The organism is Chitinophaga sp. SVR4-12A, assembly GCF_056754765.1.
In genome coordinates this window covers 3245822-3265938 of the sequence record NZ_JBPGWP010000001.1, presented here as the reverse complement: position 1 = coordinate 3265938, position 20117 = coordinate 3245822, and the positions used below count along the sequence as shown (strand labels likewise).

General features: G+C 47.1%; 15 protein-coding genes. 9 read left to right on the top strand and 6 right to left on the bottom strand.

Features of this window, described 5'->3' with window-relative positions:
• Nucleotides 1-80 precede the first annotated feature (80 nt).
• The 6 genes from ACR9Y8_RS13270 (at nt 81) to ACR9Y8_RS13245 (ending at nt 3914) form a co-directional block, all read left to right on the top strand.
• Nucleotides 81-665, top strand: coding sequence for a Crp/Fnr family transcriptional regulator (locus tag ACR9Y8_RS13270; protein WP_481213733.1), 585 nt, complete (start codon nt 81-83; stop codon nt 663-665).
• Nucleotides 666-741: 76 nt separating this feature from the next.
• Complete coding sequence (locus tag ACR9Y8_RS13265; RefSeq protein ID WP_481213732.1) at nt 742-1278, top strand: YceI family protein; 537 nt, start codon at nt 742-744, stop codon at nt 1276-1278.
• A gap of 11 nt (nt 1279-1289) precedes the next feature.
• On the top strand, nt 1290-1508 hold the full coding sequence (locus ACR9Y8_RS13260) for a tautomerase family protein (protein ID WP_481213731.1): 219 nt from the start codon (nt 1290-1292) through the stop codon (nt 1506-1508).
• A gap of 19 nt (nt 1509-1527) precedes the next feature.
• The gene (locus ACR9Y8_RS13255) at nt 1528-2262 is read left to right on the top strand and encodes an SDR family NAD(P)-dependent oxidoreductase (protein WP_481213730.1); all 735 of its coding nucleotides are present in this window, start codon (nt 1528-1530) and stop codon (nt 2260-2262) included.
• Between the two features lie 173 nt (nt 2263-2435).
• A complete protein-coding gene (locus ACR9Y8_RS13250) occupies nt 2436-2816 on the top strand; it encodes a nuclear transport factor 2 family protein (protein ID WP_481213729.1) in 381 nt (126 codons plus the stop codon).
• Between the two features lie 12 nt (nt 2817-2828).
• Nucleotides 2829-3914 carry an NAD(P)H-dependent flavin oxidoreductase gene (locus tag ACR9Y8_RS13245; RefSeq protein WP_481213728.1) on the top strand — a complete coding sequence of 362 codons (1086 nt, stop codon included), beginning with the start codon at nt 2829-2831 and terminating at the stop codon, nt 3912-3914.
• A gap of 6 nt (nt 3915-3920) precedes the next feature.
• Here the strand turns inward: ACR9Y8_RS13245 and ACR9Y8_RS13240 are convergent, their stop codons facing one another.
• The 3 genes from ACR9Y8_RS13240 to ACR9Y8_RS13230 form a co-directional block, all read right to left on the bottom strand.
• Nucleotides 3921-5567, bottom strand: coding sequence for a tetratricopeptide repeat protein (locus ACR9Y8_RS13240; protein ID WP_481213727.1), 1647 nt, complete (start codon nt 5565-5567; stop codon nt 3921-3923).
• Between the two features lie 123 nt (nt 5568-5690).
• Nucleotides 5691-6086 (bottom strand): Hsp20/alpha crystallin family protein, encoded by a 396-nt coding sequence (locus tag ACR9Y8_RS13235; protein ID WP_481213726.1) that lies wholly within the window; start codon nt 6084-6086, stop codon nt 5691-5693.
• Between the two features lie 90 nt (nt 6087-6176).
• The gene (locus ACR9Y8_RS13230; RefSeq protein WP_481213725.1) at nt 6177-9233 is read right to left on the bottom strand and encodes a sensor histidine kinase; all 3057 of its coding nucleotides are present in this window, start codon (nt 9231-9233) and stop codon (nt 6177-6179) included.
• 135 nt (nt 9234-9368) lie between these two features.
• Between ACR9Y8_RS13230 and ACR9Y8_RS13225 the strand changes: the two genes are divergently transcribed.
• Entirely contained in the window at nt 9369-11144 is a 1776-nt protein-coding gene (locus ACR9Y8_RS13225) for a histidine kinase (protein WP_481213724.1), read from the top strand.
• Nucleotides 11145-11171: 27 nt separating this feature from the next.
• On the top strand, nt 11172-11930 hold the full coding sequence (locus ACR9Y8_RS13220) for a LytR/AlgR family response regulator transcription factor (RefSeq protein WP_481213723.1): 759 nt from the start codon (nt 11172-11174) through the stop codon (nt 11928-11930).
• Nucleotides 11931-12039: 109 nt separating this feature from the next.
• Here ACR9Y8_RS13220 and ACR9Y8_RS13215 read toward each other — a convergent pair whose 3' ends face one another.
• Entirely contained in the window at nt 12040-13272 is a 1233-nt protein-coding gene (locus tag ACR9Y8_RS13215) for an acyltransferase family protein (protein ID WP_481213722.1), read from the bottom strand.
• Between the two features lie 311 nt (nt 13273-13583).
• On the opposite strand from ACR9Y8_RS13215, the gene ACR9Y8_RS13210 reads away from it, so the two are divergent.
• On the top strand, nt 13584-14780 hold the full coding sequence (locus ACR9Y8_RS13210) for an acyltransferase family protein (protein WP_481213721.1): 1197 nt from the start codon (nt 13584-13586) through the stop codon (nt 14778-14780).
• 71 nt (nt 14781-14851) lie between these two features.
• Here the strand turns inward: ACR9Y8_RS13210 and ACR9Y8_RS13205 are convergent, their stop codons facing one another.
• A complete protein-coding gene (locus tag ACR9Y8_RS13205; RefSeq protein WP_481213720.1) occupies nt 14852-16744 on the bottom strand; it encodes a SusD/RagB family nutrient-binding outer membrane lipoprotein in 1893 nt (630 codons plus the stop codon).
• Nucleotides 16745-16763: 19 nt separating this feature from the next.
• Nucleotides 16764-19880, bottom strand: coding sequence for a SusC/RagA family TonB-linked outer membrane protein (locus ACR9Y8_RS13200; RefSeq protein ID WP_481213719.1), 3117 nt, complete (start codon nt 19878-19880; stop codon nt 16764-16766).
• Nucleotides 19881-20117: the final 237 nt, after the last annotated feature.

Here is a 20117-nt window from a genome sequence, read left to right as displayed (position 1 = left end):
GTTTTGGTCCTTTACACCTGGTAGCGCAGTATATTATAGCCGGTATTTTTGCCGGCTATAATTTTTTAATTTTGGAGACGATGGAACCAAACGCAATCTTAAAAGAGCATATTGCCAAAACCGCCGCCTTAAGTGATGAGGAGTTTGACTATTTCTTCTCCCATTTCCAGCCACATTCTTTCAAAAAGGGCCAGGTGGTGATCAGGGAAGGAGACAAGGTAGATTGTGAATACTTTGTGCTTGCCGGTTGTCTTAAATCATTCTACATTAATGACGAGGTTAAAATGCACATCCTGCAGTTTGCCATGCCAACCTGGTGGACCTCTGACTACAACGCGCTGTATTCTCAAACCAGGGCCACTATCAATGTAGACTGTATTACCGATGCCGATGTGCTGAGCCTGAGTAGTGCCGATCGTGAAAAGCTTTGCAGTGAGATACACCAGGTAGAGCATTTTTTCCGCTGGCGCACCAACAGGGGCTATGTAGCTTCACAAAGAAGACTGTTGTCCCTGATGAACAATGATACTAAAACGCGTTATGAAGAATTGATGAAGCTTTATCCCCAGTTATACGAGCTGGTGCCTAAACACCTGATTGCCGCCTACCTGGGCGTTTCAAGAGAGACCCTGAGCCGTTTGTATAACGCCCACACCAAAAAGTGATCTAGGTCACGTAATCACCCCGGGATTCTGTCCGTCCTTTGTGTTGTAATTATTAACAATAAAAACACCAAAGGATATGAAAAAGCAACAATTTAACATCGTAGTTTCCCAGAGCAATATTGACTGGGTTGGCCGGAAAGTAACCGGTGCACATGATGGCACGATCGCCATTAAAGAAGGTTCTCTTACACTGGATGAAGGCAAACTGGCAGGCGGCAGCTTCGTGATCGATACCACCTCCATTAAGATCCTGGACGTAACAGACCCCGCTACAAACGCACAGTTTGCAGGGCACCTGGCATCAGACGATTTCTTTGCTATTGACCGCTACCCCGAAGCCACATTTGAGATCAGCAGGGTACATGATAACCACGTTGAAGGAGATCTGACCATCAAGGGCATTACGCATCCTGTTGGTTTCGATGCCAATGTGAGCCTTGCCGGCGACACCCTTAGCGCCTCCGGTAAGATCGTAATAGACCGTACGAAATACGGTATCAAATTCCGCTCAGGCAATTTCTTTAAAGACCTGGGAGACACCCTTATCTACAATGATTTTGATCTGAACGTAACCATCACCGCCAAAGCAGCCGCTGAGCCGTCTCTGGCATAAAAACTACCACAATGCCATACGTAAAAATTGAAGTGACCCGCGAAGGCGTCACCCGCGAACAAAAACAGCAACTGATAAAAGGGGTGACAGATGTGATCACCAATGTGCTGAATAAAGATCCCCACCTTACCCATGTTGTCATACAGGAAATAGCGCTGGATGACTGGGGATATGCAGGCGACCAGGTGTCTGTTTTACGCGAACAGGGAATCACCGCTGATAAAAAATAAAAGTAAAAACGAACTACATATGAAAAAGCAAACTATCATAGTAACTGGTGCATCTTCGGGGATTGGTAAGGGAATAGCACAATACTTTCTTGAAAAGGGAGACAATGTGGTGATCAATTCCACCACCCCGGAAAAGCTCGAGCAAACATACCAGGAACTGGGAGCCGGACCTAACCTGGCCATGGTGGCCGGCGATGTGAGCGATAAGCATACCGGCGAGCAATTGGTGGCTACAGCCATTGGAAAGTTCGGTGCTGTGGACGTGCTGGTAAACAATGCAGGTATCTTTGAGACCAAACCTTTCCTGGAAGTGAACGAATCTTACCTGGACCGTTTCCTGGATACTAACCTGAAGGGTACCTATTTTACCACCCAGGCTGTTATCCCGCAAATGCTGAAACAACATGACGGGGTAGTGATCAATATTGGTACTCCGCTGGTAAGCCATGCCCTGGGTGGCGTGCCTATTACTGCGCCGATGTCCAGCAAAGGGGCTATTCATTCACTAACCTTGCAGCTGGCCGCCGAGTTCGGTAAGCAGAACATCCGCGTGAACACCATTGCTCCCGGAACTATCCGTACACCTATGCATGGTGATGAAGTGGATAAACTGGCCGGTCTTCACCTGGTAAACAGGGTGGGGGAGATTGAAGATATTGTGCAGATGGCATATACGGTTGCGAAGAGTAACTTTATAACAGGCGCCATCATCAATGTAGATGGCGGTGCGGGAGCAGGACATCATCTCAATTAATTAAAATAACGGGCTGGCCAGAAAAGTTGAGTAGTGATACTATTTTACCATAAGTGCCCGAAGCATAGTGAAAGCATAGAGAAAGCATGGAGAAAGCATAGAGAGAGCAAGGAGAAGACTGTTAAAATAGTACGAAACTGCTTTACTTTGGTCAGCCCTTAAAACCTTCCAATATGGAAACGCAACAACAAGATTCTTTAGCAATCTCACAGGCATTAGAGGACTATTACTTCAAGGGCATCTATGAAGGCGACCTTCATGCGCTGGATAAGATCTACCAGCCGGGTATCCTGCTTTTCGGAGATGTAAAGGGAGTGCCGTATGCTAAAACACTTGACCAATACCTGGACGGCGTAAAGAATCGCCAGCCCCCCCGCGACTCAGGTAAGCCTTTTAAAGGTGAAATTTTGAATATCAGGGTAGTGAATTCTATTGGCGTAGCCGAGGTAAGGGTGAAGATGTATGATTTCCTCTACCATGAGTTCCTGTCTTTTCACAAAATAAATGGTCAGTGGCGCATTGTTAATAAAATGATCACGGATACGAACGTATAAAATATTGCAATCATGTGGTATAATACAAGAGCAACGGCATTATTAGGCATCGATTACCCCATCCTGCAGGGGCCTTTTGGAGGCGGTCTTTCTTCAGTTGAACTGGTTTCCACGGTATCCAATGCCGGAGGGCTGGGCGGCTATGGGGCCTACACTTTAAGCCCGCAGGAAATCTATGACGTGGATAAACAGATCAAAGCGGCTACAAATAAGCCTTACAACCTGAACCTCTGGGTATCTGATACCGACGCCCGGGATGGTATGGTGAGTGATGAGCAGTATGAGCTGGCCCGGAAAACCTTCCAGCCATACTTTGACGAGCTGGGCATACCGGCGCCTGAGCAACCTGCTCCCTTTAAGTCCAGGTTCGGGGATCAGCTGCAGGTGGTATTGGACATCAAACCTAAAGTTTTCAGCTTTATGTTTGGACTGCTGCCTGATGATGTGATGGACCAGCTGCGCAGGCTTGGGATCACCACCGTTGGCGCCGCTACTACGCTGGACGAAGCCATAGCCCTTGAAAATATCGGGGTAGACCTGATCATTGCCTCCGGCTTTGAAGCAGGTGGTCACCGGCCCTCATTCCTGGCGCCTGCCGAAGCGTCTACCACAGGAACCTTTGTGCTGTTACAGCTGATCAAAGAAAAAGTAAAGACCCCGGTCATTGCCGCAGGGGGCATCGCAAGTGGAAGAGGGATAACGGCAGCCTTAACGCTAGGGGCAGAAGCCGTCCAGGTAGGCACCGCATTCCTGGCCACGGATGAATCGAACGCGCTGCCTGTTCATAAGCAAATGTTATTCTCTGATGCCGCTAAGTACACAACATTGTCCAGGGCATTTACAGGACGGCTGGGGCGTGGCCTCAGCAGCAGGATCGCCCGGGACCTGGTAGCGAAAGAAAAACAAATCCTGCCTTTCCCTTTACAAACCACCTTCATGTCTTCACTCAGAAAGGCTGCGTTGGAACAAAAGAAATGGGATATGATACTTTTCTGGGGCGGACAGATTGCACCGGTGCTCAAACACCGCAGCGCTAAGCAGCTGATGCAATCTTTGATTGAAGAAACAAGTGCCGCTTTCAATCATTTCAACGCTTAAGGAGCTTTAGTTTCCTGCTTTTATTTGTTCTATAGCTTTTTTTGCATGTTCTCCGGCAAGGCTGTTGGGATCCAGGCTGATGGCCTTGTTATAGTATTCCAGTGCTTTGTCTGTTTGATTAGCCTTCTGATAAGCTTCTGCAAGGCTGTCCCACGTATTGGCGGAAGCGGGGTAGAGACGGGTATTTAATTCGAACACCCAGATGGCATTATCCAGCTGATTGGCATTGATGAGATGATAGCCGGCCTGGTTAAACTGGCCTTCCAGGTCCAGGTAGCGGTATCTTGGGTCTTTTGTCATTTTTTTAGCGTCTGCTTCCAGCTGATCCTTTTTACCGGCCATGAATAAGTCCCGCAGGTGTGCCATTGGATCTATAATAGCTTCCTTGTCCGAGAAACTAAGACAGGCGTCCAGCATAGGATCTTTATTGGTCTTGTAATCGTTAAAGCTCATATCTACCGCCAGCTGTGGCGCCAGCCAGGGGCCATTATCCCAGGGATCTTTATCCTGCCACCAGGCAAACGACAGGTAAACGGGTGTTTTTGTCTTAGGCAGCTCTACCCGGTGGTTGTCGCCATAAAAGTTGAGATTTTCGCCGGTAGGCTCTCCCACAAATAATGCGTTGGTGTAATTACTGAGCTCATTCACCAGGTTCTGGCAGGCAGAAAAAGTGCGCCGGCCAATGATCACAAAGAATTTTCCAGGTTGATTGATCTTTTTGGTTTCTATGATGCCGGTGATGATAGGCTTGTTCTTAGTATTGTTACCGCCGCCGTTAAGACGTACATCCAGCACCAGGCGTTCCACATCATTTTTGTCTATGAATTCAAAAAGCCGCTTATAGAAAGCAGGGATGGCTTCCTGCGGATCATCCTGTATCTGGCTATGCCGCACATATACTGTTTTAGTGGCAGGCAGGTATTCAAAGTAATAGATCTTATCCAGGTTTTTGAGGTAATAAGGTGTAGCGCTGGTATCACGCACCGTTAACCAATCTTTTTTACCAGATATAAACCCGTAGTCCCGTGGCGGTGCGAATGTATCCAGCGTGGCCACTGTTTGTTCAAATGATTTGCCGTCTTTCTCAAAAGTATAGGTAAGGTCTTTTTTCAGTGTTTTGGTTACACGCTGGGCATGTAAGGCTTCAGGGTTACCGAGGTAATCAAGCCCGTATGCTTTGAAAAACTGGTCGTTCTCGGCAGACACCAGGGGCTTAACCGCTTCCAGGGCCTGCATTACCGGAACGCCCTCCACCTTGACCAGTTTGGCGCCTAGTATGGATGAATAGTGCTTACTTACTCCTTCTACATAAATACCATCACTGAACCAGTAGAAGTTAACAGGAGCAGAATGATATTTCGACGGAGACTCCCGCCAGCGGAGGGCAGTATGCCCGTATTTCAGTAAGGCTACCATACGAACCAGTCCTGCGATACGTTCATGCTCCTGCATGGTGGGCATGGCCGCGTACAGCTTATCTGCTTCCGCATCAAACTGAGCGGCGGTTATTTTATGGAACAGGAAGGGGTAATCTTTATGAATGGTTTGCTGCAGAAAGCGCAGGTCGGATTGCCAGTCGGCAACAGTAAGTTTTGTTTGTGCCTGCGTAAGGGCAAACAAAAACATAAACGGTAAGAGGAGGTAATTTTTCATGAACGTATCTTGTGGCGGAAAAAAATGGTGAGTTGACCTATACAAAATACGAAATTCCGCTAAAATAAACATGGCCTGAGAACCGCGTTCCCAGGCCATGACAGATACGATCAGAACAGCTGCCTAACCAATTGTGATGGTATGTTGTGCAGCTTCCTTACCCGGAATAAGCGGCAGGCTTACCTGCAGTACGCCATCCACATACTTTGCAGCAATATTGGCTGCATCAATGGATTCATTCAGGGTAAAGGTTCTTACAAAACCTCCGCGGCTATACTCGCGCCTGACCCATTCAGGGCGGGGAAAGCCTTCGGGAGGAATGTAGGAAACGACGAGCTCATTACCCTTTACTTCCACATTGAAATGTTCCCGGATGCGGCCCGGGGCAAATACCAGCATTTCGTAGCTGGTGTCCGTTCTGTAAATGTTTACAGCGGCTCTTTCCATTGAGCGGATAAACAGGTGCTTTCCCCTGTTTCCGTAGTTGCCTTTTGCGGCGCATGACTGATTGTAGTTCATGGTCTACTCTTTTAAAGTGAATAATAGTAGTACTATAGAGGTAGACGAATGAACCGGGAGAATATTTTTCGGGGTGGGCGGCCTTTTCTATTAGAAGCATTCAGTATAGGCCAGGGGGATCTCCACCCTTGTGCCGGTAGCCTGCCCGTTTTCGTTCTGCAGGTCAGTGATCGTGATAGCAGCAGACAAACCGTTCTCTTTATTAAACAATGCGATCCGCTTGATAGTGATCTCCATACCATGCGACTGGCGGTGGTAGCCTGAACTCTCCTTTATATGGCGGGCGGCAGCTCGTCCAATGCCATTATCCTCAATGATGCATTGAATGCAGGATGGATATTTTATGATCTCTACTTTCAGTTTGCCTGCTTGTTTTTTGGGAAGCAGGCCATGCAGAATGGCGTTTTCCACAAAAGGCTGAATGATCAGGGGAGGCACCTCTGTAATGTCAGGATCTGCACCGTTTACGTGGATGTCGAATTGAAAACGGTGCTCGAAACGGATCTGTTCCAGCTGTATATATAACATTGCCACTTCCAGTTCATCTCTCAATGTGATTTTCTTCTGGCGGGAATGGTCAAGTATCAACCGGATGAGCTTCGAAAATTTGCTGATGTATTGGTTAGACTGCGCTCTGTTATTACTGTTAACAAAAGAATTGATCGTATTGAGCGAGTTGAAAATAAAATGAGGGTTCATTTGTGTGCGGAGCGCACTGTTTTCCAGTTCATTCAGTTTAATTTCATAGTCGGTCCTTAAGCGGGCTTCTTTATTGATCTGCCAGATCCTGAATCTGTAAAGCAGATAAACGAGCAGGAGGAACAATGATATCGCCAGTGACCTGAACCACCAGGTGGCCCAGAAGGCTTTGCGGATCGTTATGCTGACAGGGTGCTGTGCGGCATACCAGTCCTTCCCGTTGATAGACGCTTCTGCTGTGAACGAGTAGTTACCCGGTTTCAGGTTTGTATACCGGGCGGTTCTTTGTTGCCCGGCGTAAACATAAGCGGAATCAAAAGCGCTGAGTTTATACCGGTATTGTACGGATGGGCCCAGCTGGAAATCAACGGCCAGGTAAGAGATGGATAGGTTGTTCTGGCGATGTTCCAACTGGTAGGCGGCTCTTTGAAGTGTGCTGATTGTAGTATCTCTAAGTCCAAGTGAAGTAATGAACACCGGTAAAGGTGTTGCTCTGCTGTTTATTTCCCGGGGATAAAAATGATTGAAGCCGGCTGCGCTGCCGGCGAATATTTCTCCATCAGGCGCCATATGAAAATTGCACTGACCATGATTGCTCTGTTCAAGCCCGTCCCGTGCATCGAAACTTTCCAGTAGCCCGCTTAATGGATCATAGCGGGACAAGCCGATATTTCCCAGGATCCAGACCTTGCCTGCCTGATCACATAACAGGTCCATTACATTATCGCTCGGCAGACCGGCCTCGCTGTTTATGACTTTTTGCACAGTGAAGGTACCAGGCGAGATCATGAACAGGCCTGAAGCTCCGCCGGCATATATCATACCTGCACTGTCGCGGGCCAGTGCCCTGATGCTGCGGTCTGTATGCCTGATAGGTAGCTTAACCCGCCGCAGGCTATCTTTTTGCCTGTTGTAGAAATACAGACCGTCTGCCTGTGCCAACCACCAGTTGTCGCTGCTATCTGCCATGGCGTAGTACGTAACACGGTCTGCAATTGCCTCCAGCCTTGGGTGATCAAAAAATGTCTGCATTTTTTTGGTCAAGGGGTTAAAGTAGGCAAACCCGCCAAGGGTGCAGATAATAAAGTTTTCATGAATGTCTGCAACAATGGCGTGTATATCATTGCTTGGGAGCGTATGTGCTGCATCCTGTGCGTTTCGCCTGTATTGTTCAAAAGTGCCGTTCGCCTGCAGCATGCCCATGCCTCCGCCAAAGGTGGCAGCCCATATCCTGTTGCGTTTGTCGGGAACGATGCTGCGGATGGTCTTGTATTTTCGCAGGCCGCCGCTCGGATCGTAATAGGGATAGTAGGTACTGACGCCCGTTTGTTTGTTCAGGCAGGCAAGATGACTGTTAGTACCGATCCACAGGTTTTTATGGCTGTCCTGCCAGAACGTATTAAAGCCACCATCGTACTTGTCGCCGGCGCTGTTTATAAGATGCTTTTTAAGCCGGAACTGGGTGTTGGATAGCGGCGTGTACGAAAGGCCCCGGGAATGCACGAACAATGTGCCGCTCCGGGTAACAAACAGGCTTCTGCAATAAGTGGAGCTTATAGAGCCCGGATCTCCGGGCGTGTGTGTACGATGATATGCTTTTCTTTTTTCCAGATCGATAATATATACTCCGTAATAGCGGCAGGCCACCACAAATTTATTGCCGCCGACTGGCCGGATGGTACCCGCATATCCGCCTATTGGTTTGCCATCATCAACCGGCCAGTTATTGATATATGTTGTGGCGCCTGAATGGATGTTGATAAGTGCGAGCGTGTCTTTTGAGAAACTTCCTGCCAGGATGGTGCTGTCATTTACCTTGCAGGCCGTCCAGCATTTTCCGTAGGCAAATTCTTTTAACGGCCGCTGTTCCCTGGTATCTATCAGCAGGAGCTTGTCCCTGAACCCGATAAGCCATTCGTTGTTCCGGAAGTGCTCAAAGGCTAAGGGTATTCCATATTGCCGCAATAGCGGAGAAAGTCCCGGGAGCCTCTTTAGCTGCATTTGGCGATCTACCTGGTATAGATGGTCTGCCGAAAGGAGCAGTAGTTGCCCTTCCGGGCTGTTGCCAAAAAACAGCACGCCGCCCCTGCTTGCTATGCCTGGACTGAATATGCGAAAGCGGCTGTCGTTCTCCCTTTTGTACTGAATACCTGCTGGTGTATAGATCCAGATAGTACCCTGGGTATCGCAGTGTATGTTGATGATATTATTGGTGACAAGTCCTGAAGTGCCCGGCACGCTATAGCTGCTCAGCTGATAGCCGTCAAATACATTGATCCCTTCTTCGCTTCCAATCCAGAGACGGCCTTGCCGGTCCTCCGTAAGTACCAACCGCAGGTCGCTTAATAAGCCGCCGGAGGTAGTCAGGTGCCGGAAGGAAAGTTCCTGTGCGGAGAGCTGCAGGCAGGACGCCAGGATAAGAACAAGTATGGAATATAGGCGTGACAATTGTTTTAATAAAAGTAACGGATACCTGACTTTTAAACAAAAACCAGGGTTCTTATCCGTTAACTCAAATGCCCCATTCATTAAGCCAAAGAACCGGGTGATGGTAAATTTGTGACCTTAGATCAAAGCCTATGCATGCGGAGGTTCCTGAACATTATAAGCGCTTTGTTACTTGGCCCGGGGATGGCTATAGCGGCAGCTTTTCCATCCGGCGGGGAAACCGACTCCTGGAAGCAGGTATCACAGCGAAAACAGGGTACTATTACCGTTTTATGGGACGAGATAGAGCCGTTTATTTATTGTGGTAAAGATGGAAATCTTCTTGGAATTGAATATGAGCTGATGGAAGGGTTCCGGGGATTTATGGAGCGGCAGTATGGCGTACAGCTAAAGATCAATTGGGTGGATGCAAAAGGGTTTGAGAATATCTATCCGCGGATCAGCCGCTCAGATGCAAGTGGCTTGTTCGCCTTGTCTTATTATTCGATTACTGCTGAAAGGAAAAAAGAGGTAAAGTTCTCGCCGCCCTATATGCCGGATCTGAACGTGCTGGTAACTAACAGTGGTATGCCTGCTTTTGGCGCAGGCACACAGCTGGTGAGCAGGTTAAGAACAATGAGGGGCTATACCATGAAGGGCACTACCATGGAGCAGGATCTGCTATCATTGAAAGAACGGTATTACCCGCCGCTGTCGGTTAATCATAGCCCGGTCAATGATTATGAAGTATTGAAGGATATTGCTGCAGATCCATCCGGTATTGGCTATGTGCCGGTCTCCATCTATGTAGTGGCATTGCAGCGTGGTATTAAAGTAAAGCGGCAACGCCTGTTCGACGTAAGAAGGGAAGGTTTTGCCGCCATTTACCCGAGAAAAAGTGATTGGGATGAACCTATAGACCAATATTTCAACAGTGCTGAAGCCAGCATGCTGGTATCCGTACTTATCAGAAAATATCTTGGCGAAGAGGTTGCCGGCATTATTCTCGATATTTCAGCAAAGGATACACTGGGCGCTGGTAAGAGCGACATAGAGCTGCTTACAAAGGAGCGGGAGATTGTAACACAACGGTTGATAGACACGGCATTGATAGTGGAACGGCAACGAATGGAGCAACGCCTGCTGCTTGCCGCGGCCATTGTGATTTTATTACTTGCTGCCGTATTCTATAGCCGCTATCTTACCCGGAAAAGGCTGGTGCAACAGTTGGCCCAGCGAAACCAGCTGATCGTTAAACAGAACGAGCAGATAGAGCAAATGAACCAGTTGCTGAAACTGAAAGTGTTGCAGGGCCGCATGAATCCCCATTTTCTTTTCAATTCTCTTAATTCAATACAGTACTTTATAACAGCAGACAATAAAAAGGCATCTCTTCAGTACATTAACAGGTTTTCTACATTTTTAAGAAAGATCATCCATTTTGGTGATGAGCTTTATATCTGTTCAAGGGATGAGGCAACTTTGCTGGAGGAGTATTTGTGGCTGGAGCAAACCAGGTTCCCGGGCAAGTTTGATTATACGATAACATTGCCGGAGAATACCTGGCAGGCGCCGATCCTGCCACTGATCGTACATAGCCTGGTAGAGGAAGCGCTATATAAAGGAGTATTAAATATAGAGGATAACAGGATGGGAAAGATAAGCATTGATTTTAACCTGCAGCAAGACGGCCTGTGGGTGCATGTGACAGATAACGGTATCAGCCGCGAAAGTGCAGTTCAGCTGGAGAAAAGAAAAGGAATAAGTTCCGGGGAAGAAAGTGTGCTGTCCAGGCGTATACGCTTATTTAACCGCCAGGGTGTGGGCAAGATCGATCTCCGGCATACCGTAGACAATGACATAAACGAAGAAATGGTTAACCGGGCCTGCCTGTATATTCCGCAGCCATTATTTGACGCACCATTTTCGTAACTTACCTGAACCATCAAAATCAATTAAATGACCTATAAAGCATTGATCGTAGAAGATGAAATGCTCAGCAGGGATTTCCTCAAAAACCTGCTGGCAGAATTCTGTCCGCGGATAGAAGTGATCGGTACTGCCGCTAATGTAGAAGAAGCCGTATCATTCATTAATGCCCACCTGCCCGACATTGTTTTTATGGATATTGAGATGCAGTCGGGCACAGGCTTCGATGTTTTATTAAAGGTGGCCCAGCGTAATTTCCGCGTGATCTTTACCACGGCATATGATCACTACGCGATAAAAGCGATCAGGTTCAGCGCGGTTGACTACCTGTTAAAACCTATTAACCTCGAAGAGCTGCAACAGGCAGTAGCTACTGCCATAGAAAGCCTCAGGCAGAAAGATGCCGATAACAAGCTGGAATTATTAATAAAGAACCTGCAGCGCCCTGATGGGGAGGATTTTTCCATTAGCTTATCTACCGCTGAGGGAATTGAATTTGTACAGCTGAACAATATAACGCGCCTTGAAGCTAACGGCCCTTACACTACGTTTTTTATAAAAGACAATCGCAAAATTATGGTAAGCAGGCACCTGAAAGAATATGAAATGCTGCTTAGCGGGCATGGTTTCTTTCGGGTACATAACTCCCATATCATTAACTTAAAGGAGGTGAAGAAAATGATCAGGACCGATGGTGGTTATGCTGTCATGAGCGATGAATCCATGATCGCTATCTCCCCCAAGAAAAAGGAAGAATTTGTGCAATTAATGTCCAGAAGGCTGGTGTAATATCATTGCGAAGGCATATGACGGCTCATGGCGCTAAGTGCCAGGTGCAGATAAGGCCGGCGCTACACGATTTGTAGCACCGGCCTTATTATATTTAAAAGAGCGTGAATTAAGGAGCAGGCGTATATTTCACCTTCACTTCGGCAGGATATTTTTTGTCTACGATCCGTTTGCCGATGGCGATAAATGGCTCTTCCACCCACCGGTAGAGCACATAGCTAAGCAGTAAATTGATCACCAGGAACGCAACAAACGCGATCAGTACAATGAGTGGTTTGCCTGCGGGCAGTTTGGTGGCGTAGAAAAGGATGATCTGCAGGGTGAAGCTATGTATGAGATACAAAGAGTAGGATAGGTTGGCGCCCATGGTACCGGCCTTGCCACCTAATAGCTTTTTAAAGAAGATCAGGATGCGATAGGCCCAGCGCGGCATGTTATCCTTCAGTTCTTCACTGAACATAAAGGCCAGGATAGTGACCAATATGCCGATGGTGAAAATATCCACCTTCAGGCAGATACAGATGAATGAACAGAAGAATAAGTGAAAATAACCGGCTTTATTGATCAGTACCTTGGCCATGATCATACCTGTTACAAAGTAGATCAGCTGGTAAGTAACCAGGGTTGGCAGCCCGAGGTCAACTATACGGGCTTTTCTTACCAGGGAGGCATCACCGAAAAGTTTGTATGATAATATATATAAAGCGCCTGCGATTAAAACGATCAGGGGCAGCTTTAAAAAATTACTCCGCTTACTGTAAAAGAATAGCAGGTATAGCAAGGGAAAGATAACATAGAACTGCACCTCAGGAGAAAGGCTCCATGCAGGTCCCAGTATGCTTGCATTAATTACAGGGAAAAAGCCATGCAGGAAAGTGAGGTGTAAAAACAGGTCTTTAAAGCCTGGGCTCAGCGCAGGATCATAGGTCCACTTGAAGTGAGGCGTTTCGCCGGTAAAGAAAGTGACATTGGCATGAGCGAAATCCCTGGTAACGGGTAGCAGGAAAAATGCCACCATGATAGCGATGAAGTAGATGGGATACAACCTGAAGAAACGTCTCAGCCAGAATTTGATGAATGTTTCCCTTTTCTCGGGCAGCTCTTTTCTTTCACGCAGGGTATAATGGAAGGTCATGAGGAAGCCGGTGATGATCATAAACCCGCTAACGGCGGAAGAATTATGATGAAGCACCTTGCCTAATAGAGGAAGAGGAAAGACCTTGTCTGCTCCTATATAATAATAAAAGTGCCCCACTGCCACCCACAAGGCCAATAGTATTCTTAATCCATTAAGGAAAGCGGTGTCAAATGTTGGCTGGTTTGTTGAAATAGGTTTTTCCATTACTCCTTTTATAGCTAGGTTATTGTAATATTAAAGTTGACGCATTCTGGCGGTTTTTGCTATTCCTAAAACAAGTAGATAAGTATTCCTAAAATAAGTAAGTGCGATAAAGGTACTGTACTGCCTTTGTATAATGATATTTTAGGTTCACGTGTTTACATATCTGAGAAAAAAGCAATGTTCCTGTGCCTGTTTTAACGGTCTGGTTTTTGCAAAGTATGTGCCATTTACTGACCGCTGAACCTGTTTCTAACTTTTCGGGGAATCATGTACTTTTACAAAAACCAATCTAATTAAAAAACCTGCAAGCCTTGAAGCACGATACTAAATTCTTGGACGGAATAAGACTTTGCCTGGCACTATGGGTAGCACTGGGGCATTTTTATAAATATATCGGCGGCGCTTCTTTTGCACAGCTTCCTTTTTTCATGAGGCCATTTATGGACGCCACTCCCGCGGTAGATGGCTTTATGGTGATCACCGGTTTCCTGATGATGTATCACTACACATTAAGGGAAGATAAGGAGTTACCCAGTGCGGCATCAACGGTTAATAAATTTTACCTGAGAAGGTTTTTCCGCCTGTTCCCGCTTTATTCATTGGCCATATTAGCCTCCTACCTGCTCTTTAGTGTCAATACAGGATTTCTGTATGACAGTTATCAATATTTTTCAGGGCATGCACCTCGTTTTGACACCACCTACGATCCGACCAAGTATCCTGATTTCTGGGATGTTTTCCTGCACCTTACTTTCCTGCATGGGTTTATACCGGGGCGGAACGTGAGCTTGTTAGGGCCAGCCTGGAGCTTGTCGCTGGAGATGCAGTTCTATATTATCTTCCCGTTTCTCTTCCTTTTCTTTACAAAGCGTCCGAAGTTAAGAGTACCGCTGACCATACTGGCTTCAGTGGCTCTCTATATAGCGGCAGACAAATTATTCGGTAACTGGGCGCAGCCCGGCAGGCTGGTTACTTTTGGTGCGCCTTCGCTGATCATACATAAGTTCCTTTATTTTATAGTGGGCATGTTGTTATCGCAGGTGCTGCTGAAGCGGTTAAGCCCTTATTATTTACTTTTCATATTGGTGCTCAGTGTGCGTGTGATCCCGCCCATCTCCTTTGCTGTGACACTGGTGATTACCATATTTATGTTTACGCATGAGCTAAAGGAAAGGGTGCCTGCCTGGATGTATAATGCTATTGAAGCGGGTAAGAAAATATTCTCCGGGAAAGTAGGCAAGTTTGGGGCAGATATTTCTTATTCCCTGTATCTGCTGCACATGCTTTTGTTGCCGGCAATATTACATTTTACTATTGCACTGGGCCTTGGAAAGATGACTACTGTTATCGTTGCCCTTACCCTTTTTGTTGCGATCAATTTTGCTTTGGGGTATGTTTTATACAGAACATTGGAGAAACCGTTTATCCTGATGGGTAAACGCCTGCTGGATAAAAGATATCCGCCGGAGCTGGTGCCCTCTATCAGGACATCGCAGTTAGCAGAGTAGAGCATAATTTTAGATATAAATAAAAAAACCGGCTTATACAGCCGGTTTTTTTATTTACGTGATGTTATGCATTAATGCTTTGCCCACCACAGAGGTGTCAGCACGCCATCTGCACCGCCAAGCAGTTGTACTGCCTGTTGATATCCTGCAGGATTGCTGTTGGCAAGGCTGCTGGGATATTTGATACGCTGTGGGAAGAAGGCGATATTGCTGGTCATATAGTTGCTGCTATTCAAAGCCGGCAGGTTAGGCAGCGGCCTTTCTATAGCAGGATTCTCGTAGAAGGGTAGACCCAGCCTGCGCTGATCGTTCCATGCTTCCAGCGGTAACCAGGGCACTTGCGCAATAAATTTCTGCGTAATGATCTTGGTCAGCAGGTCGTTCTTTACGCTACCGCCTTTATACAATGTATTGGACGGATAAACGATGTTAGCTGTACCATCCGCTTTGCTGTATGCATCTTTATATTTCATGGTATGCGCAGCGGGCGGCTCTGTGATATGTGACCAGGATACAGAGGTACCTGCCCTGTTATAGCTCTGGGAAGCAAGATAAGCGCCGAGGTATTGGGTAACTCCCCAGTATTCAAAGCTGCTTTGTATACCTGCTTCATAGGCTGCCTGAGCGGACATCGGAGAAGCCCAACCTCTTACGCTTGCTTCTGCCAGGAGGAAGTAAGTCTCCCAGGGAGCAAAAAAGATGCGCTGATTGGTGCTTTTCCTGAACTGTTGGCCCAGCCTGGGATTAGTGCCAATGTAGCTGTACAGGAAGTTTTTGGCGCCTTTGTCGCCCCAATCGCCGGTAGTGGCAGCGTTCCAGGTGAAAGTGGCGTCTACATCTCCATATCCGTCCATGCTACGTACAACGGTTCTGGCATCATTGGTATAGCTTGGATAGAAGGAGAAATTCGGGTTGTTGAACTGACCGGGTATGATGAATGCCTTGTAAGCACGTGGGTCAATTGAATCCGGCAAACCATCAAACCAGTAACCAGCAACAGGATCGTTGGTCAGGGTAGTAATATGGTTTGAGAATTTAAGGCCCAGCCAGTCAGCCGGCTTGATATAAGGGCGCAGGGAATCAGGCAGCTGGTCAGCAGAACGGATGCCGCCTAAACCGATATACAGGTTATTGAGTGTGGCAGACAGCAACTGTGAATTCCATTCACGGCTCATTACGCCTGAGAGGTCGCTCCATCCGTCTTTCTCCTGTACCTTGAATGTATGGTCTGTTTCAGTGATAAGCAGGTTGGTGGCGGCAGCTGCTTCAAACTCTGCTTTTGCTTTAGCCGGGTCTACTTCAGACAAACGCATGGCGAGGCGTAAGCGCAGGGAGTTGCCATAACGTTTCCATTTGTTGTAATCATATCCGAAGGCCGGATCGTAAGCGCTCAGATTATTAGGATTGGCAACATTTACATCCAGCGCTGCTACGGCTTCTGTCAGCTCTTTCAGGATAGCATAATATACATCCTTCACACTGGAGAATTCCGGGTTTACTCCCTGAAAGGCTTCGATCGGAATAGGGCCGAAGTTATCGGAAGCTTCGCTCATCAGGTAAGCGCGCCATATACGGGCTACCTGTAGCAGGTTATTGGTATGAGGCTGTGCAGTACCGTTAGCTATTTTCTTTTGCGCCAGTTCTACTGCCAGGTTAACGCCGTTCAGCCAGCCGGATACCTGGTTGTAGTATGCGGTTGTCCAGCCGTCATCATATCCGCCGCTGGATAAGCCACCTTGCCTGTGCTGACGTGCGGCTGTTTTCCAGTATAATACGAATGAACGTTCGGCCACATCAGGGTTCATCTGTGCGCCAATAATGGAGCCGTTGATGGCATATTCTACTTCTGCCTGGCTTTCACTTGCAGACTTCGGGTCTGTGCCAAGCTCGTCGAATTTTGAGCATGATTGCATAAGCACTGCTCCTGCAAACAACAAACATGCACTTTTTATGATACTTTTCATACGATTCTTTTTTCAGCAATTAGAAAGTAACGTTTAAGTTAAACAGGAAGGTGCGGAAAGTAGGTGCGCTTCCATTTTCAAAACCAACCGCATTGGTATTGGTGGCAAACACAGACTCGGGATCGATGCCTTTCGCATGGCTGGATATCATCCATACGTTATTGCAGGAGAAGCCGATGCTGGCGCGCTGAATGGGGGTGCGGGCCAGTAATTTAGCGGGCAGTGAATAGCCTAACTGCACATTTCTCAGGCGAACGTTAGATGCATCATAGAGGTTGGCTTCTACTATACCCACGTTATTGCGGCCGATAGCGTTCACCCAGTAAAGCTGGGGAGTTACAGCGCTAGTATTCGGGCTGTAGGTCTTTGAATTGGCATCGTACTTCACACCATCTACTACAAATTCGCCGCGCTGTCCGTTCACAACAGTGCCTTCCCAGGTACCGCTTCTCTGCATGGAGTTGAGTGTACCGGAGAATATCTGTCCGCCGAAACGTGCATCTACCTGGAAGCCGAGGGAAATGCCCTTATAATAGAAAGTATTGGTTACACCCAGCAGACCGGTTGCCTGTTGATTACCCAGTCTTACTTTATTCCCTGTAGACAGGGGTAATCCAGCATCATCTACAATGATCTTTCCGAAATAGGGGCTGTTTGCATCTTCTACACGTTGGTAAGCAGTACCCCATATTTCACCGTACTTTTCACCGGCAGAGCCGTATACCTGTACGTCATCAAAGCCGCCAAGAGGGTATAAGGTGATACCATCCGCCAGTTCTTTTACAGTATTCCTGTTGGCAGAATAGTTCACACCCATATCCCAGGAAAAGCCTTTAATATCATCCAGCATTCGTGCATTTAACATTAACTCAATCCCTTTGTTTTCAACATTACCGGCATTGATGATTCTCCCCGTATAGCCACTAAGCGGGTCCATTGGGAGGATAATCAGTTGGTTGGTAGCATTGGACTTATACCAGGTAGCATCCAGGCTTAGGCGATTGTTAAAGAAGCGAACTTCAGCACCAAGTTCAGTAGATTTGAGCAACTCGCTCTTTACATTATCATTGTACAGCGTATTTTTTCTTTTAATAACGGTATTGCCGTTGGGGTCTTTAGTTACGTCAAAAGTGTTGTACAACTGGTAAGGGGCCATATCATTGCCCGCCTGCGCGTAAGATGCACGGATCTTGCCATAGGTTATCCAGGATGGAACCTGTCCGCCCAGATGGTCTATCATATCTGTTACGATCAGTGATGTACTTACGGAAGGATAGAAGAATGAGCGGTTGGCCGAAGCGAGTGCAGAAGACCAGTCGTTACGGAACGTTGCATCCACAAACCAATAGGCATCCCAGTTCAGGCCAACAGTACCATACAGTGAATTGATCCTTTTTTCGCTATAGGATTCAGTGATGGAAGGATTATTTTTGCTGTTGTTAATGGCGAAGAGATTGGGTATCTGCAACTCACCGGAACTCCCTTCCAGGCGGGTGCTCTTTTGCCTCATAAGGTTGCCTCCCACAGAAGCTGACCCACCTATTTTACCGAACAGATTATCCTTCCTTGCATTGATTAAGGCGCTGTAGTTCACCTCATTAAAGGTTTGTTTTCCGCTGGTATAGCTGCCATTCGCTGGTGATGGGCTGCCGGCATAACGCTTTGCTTCATAGTCAGTAGTATACATATCAGCACCAGCCCTTACCTCAGCGTTCAACCAGGAGGTGAAGTCATATTTCAATGAACCACTCATTATGAAGCGGTCCCTTGCATCCTGATTCAGGTCGTATTGCCGCGCCCAGTAAGGGTTTACTTTCTGGCTGGAACCATACCATAGCATTTTTCCGTTCTCCCTGGTGGCAGCGCTAAAGTCCCGGATGTTCAGGTTTGCAGGAAGCATGTATAGTGTATTAAATACGTTACCGTCGTTATTACCACCGTTCGGGCGATTCGTTGCCTTCGAGTTAATGTACTGGATCTTGGTGTCGGTAGTCCAGCGGTCTCCCTTTCCAAAACGGGATACGGCGCGGGCTGTCAGGTTGGTACGTTCCAGTTTACTACCGGGGATAATACCTTTATCGGTCAGATGCGTAACAGAGGAGTAAATAGAAGTTCCATTACTCACCTGCTGTTGGAAAGAGACTGTATTCTTAAAGTTCAGGCCTTTGTTGATGTAGGCGTCCAGGTTGTCATATGACTGCATCTGCACATCCCTGCCAGACCAATCCTTTACAGTTTGTCCGCTGATCTGGGGGCCCCAGGAATTTTCTGAATTAGCATCAAACACTCCCTCAGTACCTTGTCCGAAAGAATTTTGTTTTTTAGGCGTAGTAAAGAGCTCAGAATAACCGATCTGGGAAGAGTAAGTGATACCCAGCCCTTTTTGCTTTTTGCCGCTTTTAGTAGTAATGAGTATTACGCCATTTCCACCTCGGGTACCGTACAGCGCAGCCGCGCTAGGGCCTTTCAGTACAGACATACTCTCCACATCATCGGGGTTAATGTCTGACAAGCCGTTACCCATATCCCTGGAAGGGTTCCAGTAATCGTTGTTGGTGGCACCGGTAAAGTTGTCCATTGGTACACCGTCTACTACGATCAGCGGTTGGTTATTGCCGACTAGTGAGTTGAAACCGCGTAACACGATCTTGGAAGAACCTGCCGGGCCATTGCTGGAGCGTACCACCTGCAAACCAGCCACTTTACCGGTAAGCGCATTGGTAATGTTGGTTTCCCTGGCATTGGCCAGCGATTCTCCGCTTACTTCCTGCAGGGCGTATCCCAGCGATTTCTTTTCACGCTTAATACCCAACGCAGTTACAACCACTTCACCCAGGTTCTTATTGTCTACTGCCATACGCACATCCACGCTGGATTTGCCGGATACGGGGATCTCCTGCGCTACAAAGCCGATACCTGAAAGCACCAGTGTGGCATTGGGATTTACCTGTAGTTTAAAATTACCGGCGCCATCTGATACGGCGCCATTGTTAGTTCCTTTTTCCAGAACAGTGATGCCGGGCAAGGGATTTCCTTCTGCGTCCCTCACAGTACCCGTGACGCCTCGTTTCTCCTGAGCTGATACCATTTGGTATGCAGATAAGAACAGGCATAAAAAGATCAGTAATCTTTTCATAGATTGTTGTTTACGATTGAGAGTGAATAAATGGCAGCTAATGCTGTAGAATAAATGATAGAAAAGTGATTCCCCGGTGGAAGCTAAAAACGTGGCTTAGCTCCACCAGTGTTGGTTGACTACAAATCGTCCCTGTGTTTGTCTCTCTTGTTTTAGTTTAAACCTTTAATGATAACGTGCCTTAATTTTTACTATTGACGTGTTTAGATCATAGTGAAACTTTTGCGCATATTAGGT

Coding starts and splice junctions, on each gene's coding strand:
- ACR9Y8_RS13270 (WP_481213733.1), top strand. CDS start 81: ATGGAACCAAACGCAATCTTAAAAGAGCATATTGCCAAAACCGCCGCC.
- ACR9Y8_RS13265 (WP_481213732.1), top strand. CDS start 742: ATGAAAAAGCAACAATTTAACATCGTAGTTTCCCAGAGCAATATTGAC.
- ACR9Y8_RS13260 (WP_481213731.1), top strand. CDS start 1,290: ATGCCATACGTAAAAATTGAAGTGACCCGCGAAGGCGTCACCCGCGAA.
- ACR9Y8_RS13255 (WP_481213730.1), top strand. CDS start 1,528: ATGAAAAAGCAAACTATCATAGTAACTGGTGCATCTTCGGGGATTGGT.
- ACR9Y8_RS13250 (WP_481213729.1), top strand. CDS start 2,436: ATGGAAACGCAACAACAAGATTCTTTAGCAATCTCACAGGCATTAGAG.
- ACR9Y8_RS13245 (WP_481213728.1), top strand. CDS start 2,829: ATGTGGTATAATACAAGAGCAACGGCATTATTAGGCATCGATTACCCC.
- ACR9Y8_RS13240 (WP_481213727.1), bottom strand. CDS start 5,567: ATGAAAAATTACCTCCTCTTACCGTTTATGTTTTTGTTTGCCCTTACG.
- ACR9Y8_RS13235 (WP_481213726.1), bottom strand. CDS start 6,086: ATGAACTACAATCAGTCATGCGCCGCAAAAGGCAACTACGGAAACAGG.
- ACR9Y8_RS13225 (WP_481213724.1), top strand. CDS start 9,369: ATGCGGAGGTTCCTGAACATTATAAGCGCTTTGTTACTTGGCCCGGGG.
- ACR9Y8_RS13220 (WP_481213723.1), top strand. CDS start 11,172: ATGACCTATAAAGCATTGATCGTAGAAGATGAAATGCTCAGCAGGGAT.
- ACR9Y8_RS13215 (WP_481213722.1), bottom strand. CDS start 13,272: ATGGAAAAACCTATTTCAACAAACCAGCCAACATTTGACACCGCTTTC.
- ACR9Y8_RS13205 (WP_481213720.1), bottom strand. CDS start 16,744: ATGAAAAGTATCATAAAAAGTGCATGTTTGTTGTTTGCAGGAGCAGTG.
- ACR9Y8_RS13200 (WP_481213719.1), bottom strand. CDS start 19,880: ATGAAAAGATTACTGATCTTTTTATGCCTGTTCTTATCTGCATACCAA.